Origin of the sequence: Paenibacillus sp. O199 (assembly GCF_001636635.1) — a bacterium.
Classification (GTDB): domain Bacteria; phylum Bacillota; class Bacilli; order Paenibacillales; family Paenibacillaceae; genus Paenibacillus; species Paenibacillus marchantiae.
Window position 1 is genome coordinate 1 of record NZ_LGRP01000107.1, and the last position, 442, is coordinate 442.

1 tRNA gene is annotated in these 442 nt (G+C 43.0%); it reads right to left on the reverse strand.

What is annotated here, in order from left to right:
- Positions 1-271 precede the first annotated feature (271 nt).
- Positions 272-347, reverse strand: a tRNA-Ala gene (locus A6049_RS32340).
- Positions 348-442: the final 95 nt, after the last annotated feature.

Genomic DNA, 442 nt, shown 5'->3' on the forward strand with positions numbered 1-442 from the left:
TAGTAGCTTAACCATATTTGCTCCGGTTTCGATGGCGCGCTCCACTTGTTTTGGACTACGTCCAAAGCCAAAAGTCGCTTCCCATTCGATACCATCGCAATAGCATTCTACCTTATAAACACTTCACTTGTTTACACAAGATCAGCTAGGATGATTGTTGTTTCAGTTACTTGAACCGAACAAGCATTCATCCCTAAAAGGAATGTTCTAATTCGCAATTTTCGTTTCGATATCTAGTTTTCAAAGAACAAGCTCAATAGACGAAATTCTTTGGTGGAGCCAAGCGGGATCGAACCGCTGACCTCCTGCTTGCAAGGCAGGCGCTCTCCCAGCTGAGCTATGGCCCCTCAAATTCCATCAAAACTGAACAAATGGATAAGTAACTGTGTTACTTTTGCAGCTAAGCTGCATATTTGAATGTTTCCACTCGGGAAACGATTCT